7 protein-coding genes are annotated in these 12,479 nt (G+C 36.7%); 1 reads left to right on the forward strand and 6 read right to left on the reverse strand.

Annotated elements, in window-relative coordinates:
• The first annotated feature begins 23 nt into the window (after positions 1-23).
• Entirely contained in the window at positions 24-2,666 is a 2,643-nt protein-coding gene (locus MRU_RS10470) for a PEP/pyruvate-binding domain-containing protein (RefSeq protein WP_012956881.1), read from the forward strand.
• Positions 2,667-3,097: 431 nt separating this feature from the next.
• Here the strand turns inward: MRU_RS10470 and bioA are convergent, their stop codons facing one another.
• The 6 genes from bioA to MRU_RS10500 all read right to left on the reverse strand — a co-directional run bounded on the left by bioA (position 3,098) and on the right by MRU_RS10500 (position 12,330).
• Positions 3,098-4,453 (reverse strand): adenosylmethionine--8-amino-7-oxononanoate transaminase, encoded by a 1,356-nt coding sequence (bioA, locus tag MRU_RS10475; protein WP_012956882.1) that lies wholly within the window; start codon positions 4,451-4,453, stop codon positions 3,098-3,100.
• 323 nt (positions 4,454-4,776) lie between these two features.
• Positions 4,777-6,336, reverse strand: a complete 1,560-nt coding sequence (locus MRU_RS10480; RefSeq protein WP_143714335.1) for a hypothetical protein — start codon at positions 6,334-6,336, stop codon at positions 4,777-4,779.
• 256 nt (positions 6,337-6,592) lie between these two features.
• Positions 6,593-7,291, reverse strand: coding sequence for a dethiobiotin synthase (bioD, locus tag MRU_RS10485; protein ID WP_012956884.1), 699 nt, complete (start codon positions 7,289-7,291; stop codon positions 6,593-6,595).
• 112 nt (positions 7,292-7,403) lie between these two features.
• Positions 7,404-8,384, reverse strand: a complete 981-nt coding sequence (gene bioB, locus MRU_RS10490) for a biotin synthase BioB (RefSeq protein ID WP_012956885.1) — start codon at positions 8,382-8,384, stop codon at positions 7,404-7,406.
• Between the two features lie 404 nt (positions 8,385-8,788).
• Positions 8,789-9,502 carry a tRNA (adenine-N1)-methyltransferase gene (locus MRU_RS10495; protein WP_012956886.1) on the reverse strand — a complete coding sequence of 238 codons (714 nt, stop codon included), beginning with the start codon at positions 9,500-9,502 and terminating at the stop codon, positions 8,789-8,791.
• A 299-nt stretch (positions 9,503-9,801) separates the two neighbouring features.
• Complete coding sequence (locus MRU_RS10500; protein ID WP_012956887.1) at positions 9,802-12,330, reverse strand: DEAD/DEAH box helicase; 2,529 nt, start codon at positions 12,328-12,330, stop codon at positions 9,802-9,804.
• Positions 12,331-12,479 lie beyond the last annotated feature (149 nt).

Here is a 12,479-nt window from a genome sequence, read left to right on the forward strand (position 1 = left end):
AACAAAGATTAGGAGAAATTAATATGGCCGCATTCGATAGAATCAAATCAGGAATTCCAGGGCTTGATAGCGCTTTAGACAATATTCGTTTAGGAGACAACGTTGTATGGAATGTCACAAACCTAAATGAATTTTCCTATTTTGTAAATCCTTACATAAAGCAAGCAAAAGAGGACAATAGAAACTTAATTTACATCCGTTTTGCCAATCATCCTCCATTAATAGAAATGACTGAAGAAGATTTCAGATTGCTTGAAATCGAGCAGAACAATCCGGAAACCGAGTTTTCCATGATAGAGCGTGACGGAATCAAGATATATCTGGTTAATCCATATAACCAATTCGAGACATTCACATTGGAAGTTCACAGAATCATAGAAAAGGAAGGCTTCGATGCATTCTATGTCTTCGACTGCCTAAGCGACCTTCAAGCGGTATGGTCAACAGACCTGATGATGGGAAACTTCTTTAAGGTAACCTGTCCATTCCTTTTCCAGCTGGACACAGTTGCATACTTCCCAATCATCCGAGGAAGGCACTCATATGATGCAATAGCAAAGATCCGTGAAACCACACAGCTATTTCTAAACGTATACTCAAACTCTCCAGAGGAAGTTTACGTATCCCCTCTCAAGGTATGGAACAGATACTCACAGACCATGTTTTTAGGGCATAAGTTCAACCCTAGAACCGGCTTTGTCAAGGTCCTTCAGGACGGTCAGGAAGTAAGCAAATACTATAAGACCATCAATTCAGACAAATACATGAACGGACAGACCTTAGACAGCTGGGAAAGGTATATGCTTAAAGTCAGAAGAGAATACGAAGAGGGAAAGAATATCGACGAAGAGTGTGACAAGATCTGTGAGCTCATGATGACAAAGGACGAGAAGATGCTTTCCAAAATCAAGGAATACTTCTCTTTTGAGGACTATACCACAATCTATGACCGCAGAGTGGGAAGTGGACTTGTAGGAGGTAAGTCCTGTGGTATGCTTCTTGCAAGAAAGATAATTGAAAGGAACTGCCCAGAGATATACAACAATATCTTTGAGCCTGACGACTCATTCTATATAGGCTCAGACCTTTTCTACACTTACATCGTTTCAAATGACCTTTGGGACCTTAGGGTAAAGCAAAGGACCCCTGAAGGATACTATAAATATGGAAAGGAACTGGAGGAAGCCCTTAAAAACGGAAGCTTTTCAGACCAGACCAAAAGGGAATTCATAAAGATGCTGGATTATTTCGGACAGAATCCGATTATCGTCCGTTCAAGCAGTTTCCTTGAGGATGGATATGGAAATGCATTTGCTGGAAAATACGAATCAGTATTCTGTGTAAACAGAGGCTCACTTGAAGAGAGACTGGCAGCCTTTGAAGAGGCAGTGAAGGTGGTATATTCAAGTACAATGAACATTTCAGCCCTTGAATACAGAAAAATAAATGGATTGGACGACACTGACGAACAGATGGCCCTATTGGTTCAAAGGGTTTCAGGATCATACCATGGAGACTATTTCTTCCCGACAGCAGCAGGTGTAGGATTCTCATACAGCCCATATTCCCCGCTTCCGGACATGGACAACAGCAAGGGAATGCTAAGGCTTGTAATGGGTCTTGGTACAAAGGCTGTCGACCGTACAAAAAAGGACTATCCTAGAATCATAAACCTTGACAAGCCTGAAGTGACTATGGCAAAGGACATTAAGGAAAAGCACAGATATTCACAGCATTATCTTGATGTTATTGACCTTAAGGAAATCAGCCTGCATGACATTCCAGTGGATGAAGGATTGAGCGTAATTCCAAGATACTCTAAAAACATGTTGGTAGAGCATGACAGAGAAGCGGAAAGGATGTTTAGAGACAGAGGCCAACGTAGGGAAATAGTATTTGTAAACTGTGAGGGAATCGTTAAAAACGATGCATTCATAGAAACCATGAAGGAAATCATGAGCACCCTCCAGACAGCATATGACTATCCAGTTGACATCGAATACACTGTAAATGTGGGAGAGGACAAATCATTCAACATAAACCTATTGCAGTGCAGACCTCTGCAAGTTATGGTAAACAATGAGGCTATTGAAATGCCTGAAGACAAGAACGTATTCTTCCATATCAAGGAATCCTCTATGGGAATGTCCAGAAAGAACACAATAGACACAATCTGCTATGTGGATCCTCATAAGTATTATGAATATCCTTATGCTCAAAAAAGCTCTATTTCAAGAGTAATCAGCGATGTAAATGCATATCTCAAGAGCAACAACAAGACAGCGATTCTCATTGTCCCAGGAAGGATAGGAACATCATCTCCAGAACTTGGAATCCCTGTAGTCTTTGCAGACATTAGCTACTTCTCCGCAATCCTAGAGGAGTCATACAGCGATGCAGGATATATGCCAGAGTTATCCTTTGGAAGCCACATGTTCCAGGACCTGGTGGAAGCGGATATATACTACGGTGCATTGTTTGAAAATGAGAAAAAACTGGAGTTCAATAAGGACATGGTCTACGACTATCCGAACATATTAAAGGACATAAATCCAAACCTCAGCGAGGAGATTTATGACATGATACAGGTGATAGACTTTGATGAAAACAAGGCAGAGCTCTATCATGATATGAATAAGGATGAAACCTTGTGTATTTTCAAATAGGAGGTTAAAAGAGAGTTATTTGAATAAACAAAAAGAAAGCATTAAAAAACAACAATCCTTATATTTATAATGGAAAATAATTCCATTATTTGGGTTAGGTGGGTGGGACATATGCCTTTTTATTTGCAATATTTCTTTTTCTAGAAAAAAGATTTATCAAATAAAACAAAATACATAGGACAAATTTTGATGTGATCAATAACCCTATTTGATTTTTGTGAGTTTATTTTTACAAATAGGGTTATTTTTCACAGTTTTTTAAAATTAAACTTTTTTAAAACAAAAAAAATAAATTCCACACATTCTACTAATTTTTATAACTTGAAAAAAATTCAAGATATTCTACTTTTTTTAAAAAATTTAATTCAAGAATTAGAAATAAATCAATCGATATTTCCATATTTTATCAATAAAGTCAATCATTAGATAATTTAGTCTAATAATACCTTATCAATAGCCTTTTTACAAATAGCTAAAGACTCATCAAGCTCTTCCTTAGTTATGACAAGAGGAGGATTAAAATACATAACATTGCCAAGAGGCCTTAACATCAATCCATCCTTTAAAGCTTCCCTATAAATCTTATATCCTATTCTAAGGCTTGAATCAAATCCTTTTTTAGACTCCTTATCCTCAACAAGCTCGATTGCATTGATAAGACCCATCTGTCTTATCTCGCCAACATTAGGATGCTCATCAAATGTGTTGTGGAATCTTTTATTAAGCCAAATGGCCTTTTCCTGATTATTTTCAATAATCCTATCCCTTTCCATTATCTTAAGTGTGGCATTTGCAACGCTTGCAGCCAATGGATTACCGGCATAAGTATGACTGTGCATAAATGCTATATTATCCTCATAATCACCATAGAAAGCATTATAAATCTCATCTGTAGTGCATGCAACTGCCATGGCCATATATCCATTAGTGAGTCCCTTGGACACACACATAATGTCTGGAGTTATATTGGCATGGTCAACTGCAAAGAACTTTCCAGTCCTTCCAAAACCTGTAGCTATCTCATCTGCAATAAGAAGGACATCATGCTTATCGCAAAGTTCCCTAAGCTTCTTTAGATAAAGAGGAGGATAAATCTTCATTCCAGCGCTTCCCTGTATAAGCGGCTCTATAATCATTGCACAGGTCTCATGGCCATGCTCTTCAAATGCCCTCTCTGCATGCTCAAAGCACTGGCAATCACAATCATTCCTTGTCTTACCATAAGGACATCTATAGCAATCAGGAGCCTCAATCTTAATTGTATCAATCATGATTGGCTCAAAAACACTTGAATACTCATCAAGGGCTCCAACAGACAATGCGCCTAATGTCTCTCCATGATATGCATCTGTAAAGCACATGAATCTTTTCTTTTGAGCCCTACCAGTTTGAGCGCAATACTGGAATGCCATCTTCAATGCGCATTCAACTGAAGCAGAGCCGTTGTCAACAAAGGAAAACCTATTCAATCCCTTTGGCATGACCTTAATAAGACGCTCTGATAGCTCTATTATAGTCTTATGTGAAAAATTAGCAAATAAAACATGATCAAGCTCATCAAGTTGGTCCTTAAGGGCCTGGCTTACCTCTTCATTGCAATGACCAAGGATATTGCACCACCATGAGCTGATGATGTCTGTATATTCCTTTCCATCCACATCATAAAGGTGGACTCCCTTAGCATGGTCTATTACAATTGGTGGAAAGTCTTCATAATCCTTCATCTGAGAGGCAGGATGCCATATATGAGCCAAATCTTTTTCTGCACATTTTTTACTTTTATTCATATTAAAACCTTTTAGCTTTTTTTAAGTTAAAACATTTAAAACTTCCATATATACTATATTGGATGTCTATAATAAAACTTATCTAAATTGATTAAAATCAACTAAGAATAAAAAAAAAAAAAAAAAATATAAAACCCTGTTTAAAAAAATAGAAAAATAAGAAAAATTATAGAAATAAACGCTTAAAAAAAATAAGAAATATTAAAGTTTAAATAACTATAAAAAAAAGAAATATTAAAGATTAAAAAAGAATAAAAAAAAGAAATATTAAAGATTAAAAAAGAATAAAAAAATAAAAAAAGAGTTTAAATTAAAAATACAAACTATTTAAATGGATTAGACTCTGTATAAGCCTTTCCATCCACATAAAGAGTGTGTCCATTATAATCTATATCTCCATTATTCTCCAATGAGCTAAGGTGACTGTCTCCATCCAATGTCCAATCAGAATCTGAATCAATGACAAGATTAGTCTCTCCAAAGTCATCGTCTGGATTTACAGCTCCTATAAAGCTGGTTGAAGCCAAGCTCATATTCAATGAACTGATGGAATCAACAAAGACATCCCCATCAAGAATCTCATCACTTGCATCAAACTCAAGCTCACCGCCATTGGATCCTACAGTTCCCCATTGGCTTTGACCGGAAACATTCAAAAGAACACCGCTTCCGAAATTAAGTTCTGTGCTTGCAAGCTTGACAATGGCCTTTGTATTGGTAACATGGAACATAGGAGCAGTCTTATAGTATTCGGAATCCTCTTCTATGGACAAAACGCAACAGTTTGCATCAAAAAGAGAGGTTCCTACATCAGCATCTCCGCTCATGCTTTGATAGATGAACACTCCTCCTAGATCAACATATTCTCCATTATCTTCCCTATTTCCTCCTGCACCTGCAGAGAACTCACAGTTTGATAGCGCAATGCTGTTTTTTCCCTCTATGCAGGCAATCTGGGAGACATGGGCACAGCCTTCGGAATTGTCAGCTGTAATGTTTCCTGTTGAATAGATGATTGGAGAGCCTCTTCCGCTTTTCTCATCCACTCCAGTATTCAATATGCAGTTTTTCACATGGACTTCACCTTCGCCTCTGTCTGTTGCAAGAGCCGCACAGCTTTGGCCATCTGTATTGATTTCAACATCTGAAGCAATAATCTTTCCTCCAAAGGTTGCATCCAATCCGCGGGACTTGTCTCCATGTGTGGTGATTCGGACATTTGAGATGTCTGCACTTGAACTTCCTTCCACATCAGAGGAGCTAGCGCCTGGAGCAGGCATAGATTGATTTCCATCGCTAAGGGCACCTTTACCTCCTGAAGAACCGCCATATACAGAAGGTCCATCCTCAACAGGCTTTTCAGGAGGAACACCACCAGGCTCTTCAGCATCACTCTTTCCATCATGACGTTCAGTGGAATCAACAATAGGGCTGCCAGAAGAGGATGAAGAATTTGAATTAGAATCAGAAACAGCATTTGTTACAAATACTCCATTGGATCCTTTAGAATTAGTCTCTATTTCAACATCAGATAATTCTACACTTCCATTTGAATTTACAAGAACTGCAGAATTAATCCCATAAAAGTCTGCATCATCTCCAGAGCTTCCAGTGTCTCCAGTCTTATTTACAATTGAATTGCTTAATCTTAAGCTATAATTTTTAACCAAAACCACATTCTCATCAGAAGCCGAAGAATTATAATAGCCCTTTGAAGCAGTGATATCTTCAGAGTCAACGATTAAGCTTCCCCTATCCTCGAGATCAATTGCATTCAAACTAAAAGTAGCAATATCCGCTATCTGCATATTGCTAGCTGCAAATACACCTCCACATAATATTAATATGATTGCAATAGCTGCAATTAAAATTTCCTTTCTCATAAATTTTAATAAGATAATTAAAAATATAAATTTTGTCATTTAACTGCCAAAAGAGAAAATTTTAAAAAACTGAATTTTATTTTCTATAAAATCAAAGTAAAAGATATCAAAAAAATGATTTTTGCAATAAAAATGATGGTGGAAAAAATAGAAGAAAAATTTTAATTAATATAATTAAAAAATCGGATAATTAAAAGTAATAATAGGAAAATAAGTACAATAATTATAATAGTAATAATTAAAATAATAAAAAGGATTATTTAAAATAATTCATTAGAACATCTAACTGTACATCAAGTGATAAATTTTTATCATTTTTGTAGATTTTTGCAATGACATCCACTCCACCAAGCTCTTCAATCATCTTGAGATTATCATTTTCCATAGGCATGTCCTTAAAATTGTTTAGAAGAATTCCGCAAACTTGAATATCCCTATTTTTCAAATAATCCACTGTTGTTATTACAGAGTTTATTGTTCCAAGCCCTGCGTCTGCAACCAGAAGGACATTAAGGTCAAGACACTTGATTATGTCTTCAAGCAAGATATTGCTTTTGCATCCTTGCCCATCATAGCGAATAGGGCAGACTATGCCCCCGCTTCCTTCCATGACTATATAATCGTACTTCTTTGAAACTTCTTCGTATGCATGCTTGACTTTGTCCAGTTCAACAGGATTTCCTTCAATTTGGCTTGCAAGATGTGGAGAAACTGCTGTTTCATATATGTATGGAACCAAAAAGTCTGTATCCTCTTCAAGGCCAGCCATATTTATCACTTCAACAGCATCTCCAGGAATCAGTTTGCCTTCATTGTCCCTTATAGCGCCGCTTAAGGCTGCCTTAAAGTAGCTTGCATTGTAGCCATTGTCTCTTATGTACTTTAACAATAAGCCAGTTACATAAGTCTTTCCAACATCTGTGCCAGTTCCCAGTACGAATAGTCCTTTTGACATCTTTACACCTATAAAAAAATAAAATAATAAATAATGATAGAAAAAATAAAAAAATACAGATTCATTGAGAAAGAAAATTATCAAATCCAAATATCTATCCAAATATCAATAATTAAGCATCAATTGAATAAGTTATCTCAAATCCAAGCTCTTCAAGTAGTTTAAAGTCTTCTTCAAGTTCCACACCACTTGTTGTCAGCATATTTCCAAGTATTGCTGCATTTGCACCTGATTGGAATGCCTTTCTGCCATTGTCTCCAAGGAGGGTCCTTCCTCCAGCCATTCTAATGAATGCATCGGGATTTATGAAGCGGAATATTGCAATAAGCCTGCAGACCTCATCATTGGAAAGAATCTTATTATTCTCTACAGGAGTTCCCTTTATCGGATTTAAAACATTTATAGGAATTGACTTGACTCCAAGATCCCTTAACTGAATTGCAAGATCTATCCTATCTTCAAAGCTCTCTCCCATTCCAAATATTCCTCCGCTGCAGACCATAAGATTTTTGTCTTTTATAAGATCAATGGTATCCAGCTTTTCATCATAGGAATGGGTTGTGCATATATTTGAAAAATAATCCCTTGAACTTTCAAGATTGTTGTGAATTCGTTCAACATTCAGATTCTTAAGAGTGCTTATCTGCTCTTCGCTTAAAAGCCCTAATGAAAGGCATAAATGGAATTCATCAGTTCTATCCTTGTTCAATTGCTCTAATGCAGAAACAACTATATCAAATTCCTTATCCCTTATCTTTCTGCCTGATGCAACATAAGAGATTCGCTTGAAACCTGCATCCAAAAGGGAGTTGCTCTTACCTACTAGCTCTTCCTTTGATAGGAATGGATATATATCTATATCTGTATCATAATGATTGGATTGAGCACAGAATTTACAGTCTTCACTGCATCTGCCGTTTTTTACATTGATTAATGTGCATACATCAAACTTGTTGCTGCAAAAGAATTCTCTGATTTCATTTGCTGCATCTGAAAGTTCATCTAATGGAACATCAAGCAAATTCAATGCATCTTCTTTAGTGACTTTGTAATTATTCAATACTTTGTCCTTAAGCTCGATAATATTATACATGCTTTTACCTATTTAATTTTAAATTAAATATCTACTATTAATTAATTTAATGCTATTTCGATGATATTTGATTAAAATAAATCGAAATATTTTAAAATTAAACATTTCAATCCTAATCATATAATCATGACTTATTATAAGCCCATTTATACTTTATTTAATCTAATAAATAAATATTTAGAAAATATATTAAAAAGAAAAAAATAGTTAGATGAGCAAAATAAGGAGTAACAATGTTTAAAATAATTAAAAAGTAGATAAATAGACTTAAAATGAGAAAAAAGAGAGTAAAAAGATAGGATAAGATATAATACCTTAAATAAATATCATGATTAAAACATACGCATAAATAAAAATTTTGGTCAAGGTTTTTTGGCCGAAGGCCAAAAAAGCTTGATTAGAGCTTACGAGCAAAAAACCAAATAGCCACTATGACCCACCATTCTTGTCTTAGGCCTTGTTCCTTGAGGCCTTATTTCCATTTCCCTCTCTAATGTCTCAAGGATTGTAAGGTCTCTGAAATCAAGCTTCTTTGCAATTCTATAAGCCACTTCAGCTTGGTCAATATAAGGGGCATAGACAGCAAGCCATCCTCCTAATCTAAGGGCCTTTTTAACATCCTCAAAAATTTCAAATGGCTTTGGAAGGTCTAGGAAAACAAGATCAATCTCCTCTTCATCGATTCCTTCCTTGATGTCCTGATTTTTTACCTCTATGTTCTTTATTCCAAAGTTGTCAATGTTTCTCTTTGCAATCTCTGCAAAGTCTTCCCTGATTTCATAGGTGTAAACCTGACCCTTATCTCCAACCACATTTCCAAAGTTCAATGCGATTGCACCGGCTCCTGTTCCTGCATCGATGACCCTGTCTCCTGCACCTAATCCCGTTCTTGCCAGCACAGTTCCTATATCCTTTTGAATGAGAATGGAGCATCTTCTTTCCATAAGGTCAATGAAATCGTTGACTGTAGGCTTTATGACCTTAAATTCTTTATCTAAATGAGTGATTATTGTATCTCCAATTGTTGCCCTTTCCATCTGTTCCTTTTTAATAATTCCCAAATCAGTTTGGAATTCTCTATCTTCCTTTAGAAGGTATTTCTTACCTCTTTCATCCATTAATATCTTCAAATAATCACAACCTAAAAAAAATAAATTTAATTGATTAAAATTTGTAAAAATAAACTTTTAAAATTAATTGAAATTTCTAAAAATAACTCTTAAGAGAAATTTTAAAAAACCCTTAAAAAATATATTTAAGTTTTATTAAAAATATTTTTAGTTTTTATCTTATTTAATGATTTTTTAATAAAAGCAAATATTGATTAAAGCTGAAAACTTAAAAATAAAAGAATTAAAAATCAAGGATTGAAAAAAATATAGAGAAACTTTTAAAATACAAATACTTGCATCACCAGTTAAATCAATTTCTCATTCTTCTCTGGCTTTTTAAAATACAAATACTTGCCATCAACAACTTCCTTAATGCTTTTAGCTGTTTTCTTACCTATTCCATCGACTTCCTGCAATTGCTTTTCGTCAGCTTGGAGAACAGCCTTCACTGAACCGAAGTGCTCAAGGAGGTTCTTTGCATGGACTGGTCCTATGTTTGGCAAGGATTCAATTATGAATAGCTGCTGCTCCCAAAGATTCTGAGGCTTTCTCTCTGTTCTTATCTGTATGCTCTTCTTTTCACCTTGCTGTTCCCTTATTGCAATTCTCTTAATCATTGCAGCGGTGTCCTCAGGGGTTCTTGTTGGAATTATGCTGATTCCATAATCTATTGCAATGGAAGCCATTGATCCCCTTATTGCATTTGGATTTATGAAACCGGTATAGAAGTCATCTCCCTCAAGGATAAGAATAGGCTTTTTAAACTCTTCCATCATGGCCTTAGCCTGCTTGAAGAGCCTCTTATCAACAATGGAATCTACAAAGTCGCTTGCAGTTTTCCTTTCTATTGCAACATCATCGCTTACCTGATAGTCTGCAACTGCCATTGTATTGACCTTTACTTTGACTCCTATGGTGTCCAAGGCCCTTATAACCCTTGAATTTCCTTCCCTTGAGTCAACATAAACCACCAGTTCATCGCTTGTTGATGACTTTGCAAGCTCTTCAATAATGGAATCTTCCAAAGATTGCTTTTTCTTGGCCTCCTTTTCCATCAATTCCTTCTGCTTCTCTTCATTGTCGTTTTCAAGGCTTATCTCTTCAATGTCCTCATTCTTTGCTTCTTCCTCAAAGTTGTCGCTGCTGTCATCATCTCTAGGGTCTTCGATAATGACCTTTTCCCTCTTGCCAAGATCCTTAGCTGACTTTTCAACCTCTATCTTCTCCACTGCATTGAGCTTAAGCTCTTCGATGGCCTCTTGAGTTGCAAGCTGAGTCTTCATCTTGTCCTCACGCCTCATGCTGGTCCAATAGTAGCCCTCATCCCTTGTCTTTTCAGTGATCAATACTTTCATCCTTCCAGAGGATTTACGGCCTGTCCTTCCCCTTCTTTGAATCATCCTGACTTCAGATGGAACCGGCTCATACATTATGACAAGGTCAACTGCAGGTATGTCTATTCCTTCCTCTGCAACGCTTGTAGAGATTAGAACATCATAATTTCCTGTCTTAAATGACTTGATAATCTTCTTCTGCTCCTTTTGGGTAAGGCCCTTCTTGCCGTCGCTTGTTCCCTGTCCAAAGAACCTAACACTTTTGATTCCTTCCCTTTCACACCTTTCATGAATCATGTCCAAGGTGTCTCTAAACTGGGTGAAAACAATTATCTTTGGGCTGTCCTCCTTCACCTTCTCATCCATGGAAGAGTCTGAGTCGTTTCTAAGGGAAGTGAGTCTGGTCTGAGCCTCATCAACACCTAATTCCAATTTGAGAAGTTCAACTAGCTTATTCATCTTAGGATGCTCAAGTCCCTTTTCTTCAGCCTCCTTAGCAAAATAGATTGCCTTTGAAAAGTTAGGGTCAAGAAGGATGTTCTTTGCTGCCTTTGTGGTCTTCTTCCTAAGGCGCTTTATATAGTCATTGAATGGCACTACCCCTTGGGTTTCAAGAAGCTCAAGGGAATGCTGAAGGTTGATTACGGCAGATAGGATTGAAATTGCCTGGAAGCACTCCTTAGGAGGATTTACAGACTGACCTATCTTTCTTTGAACCCGTGACCTTGCCTTGAGAACATCCCGCTTTGTTACAGAGACCGTATTGATTACCCCAAGAGACTTAAGGCCTTTAAGACGAACCTTCAATGCCTTGTTGACAAGATCCCTTATCTTTTCAAGCTCCTCTCCCAACTGAACCCTTACCCAGTCGATTTGGATAGGATTGAAGTAGGGCTTGACATCAGGATCGTCTTCAGTCTTGATGGTGATGTCCTGTATGAATAGATTTTCACAAACTTCCTTGATTTTAGACTTGTCATGACCTGGTGAAGCGGTCAATCCAAGAATGAGGTGGTTATTAGACTCCTTTACATAGCGGTGAGCAAGATAGACATAGGAATATGAGCCTACGGCATGGTGGCATTCGTCAAAGACAAGCAGGGAAACATCATCAAGGGTGTAGCGCTCATTTAGAAGGTCAGATTCGATAGTCTGTGGAGTTGCACAGATGATTGAAGAGGCATCCCAACGCTTTTCACGCTCATCTGTCTTGACGGCACCAGTGATAGATGTGCAAGGCAGGTTTAGAAAGTGCTTGAAGTTCTCTTCATGCTGTATGGCAAGTGGCTTGCTTGGAGCAAGTATGAGTACCTTTGAACCTTTTAATTTCTGCAATCTGTCTGCAGCTACCAGTATTGCTATGATGGTTTTACCTAAAGCGGTTGGAGCTACAATCATAGTATTTCCATTTTTCAATACATTCGCAGCTAAAACCTGCTGATAAATCCTAGCTTCCGCTGCATTTGGCCTAATTAAAGGATGTTCGATATAAGTAACCATAAGTTATATTATATTTCTATTATATTTAAAGTTTTAAGTGAGAGCATTTGAAAAGTATTCGTTGATTAAACTTGTATTATAAGTTGTTAATTGGATTTATTCAATTAATTTAGTGTTTATTTTGATCAATTAGAATTATTAATCATTTT

This window comes from Methanobrevibacter ruminantium M1 (genome assembly GCF_000024185.1).
Taxonomy (GTDB): domain Archaea; phylum Methanobacteriota; class Methanobacteria; order Methanobacteriales; family Methanobacteriaceae; genus Methanobrevibacter; species Methanobrevibacter ruminantium.

Coding starts and splice junctions, on each gene's coding strand:
- MRU_RS10470 (WP_012956881.1), top strand. CDS start 24: ATGGCCGCATTCGATAGAATCAAATCAGGAATTCCAGGGCTTGATAGC.
- bioA (WP_012956882.1), bottom strand. CDS start 4,453: ATGAATAAAAGTAAAAAATGTGCAGAAAAAGATTTGGCTCATATATGG.
- MRU_RS10480 (WP_143714335.1), bottom strand. CDS start 6,336: ATGAGAAAGGAAATTTTAATTGCAGCTATTGCAATCATATTAATATTA.
- bioD (WP_012956884.1), bottom strand. CDS start 7,291: ATGTCAAAAGGACTATTCGTACTGGGAACTGGCACAGATGTTGGAAAG.
- bioB (WP_012956885.1), bottom strand. CDS start 8,384: ATGTATAATATTATCGAGCTTAAGGACAAAGTATTGAATAATTACAAA.
- MRU_RS10495 (WP_012956886.1), bottom strand. CDS start 9,502: ATGGATGAAAGAGGTAAGAAATACCTTCTAAAGGAAGATAGAGAATTC.
- MRU_RS10500 (WP_012956887.1), bottom strand. CDS start 12,330: ATGGTTACTTATATCGAACATCCTTTAATTAGGCCAAATGCAGCGGAA.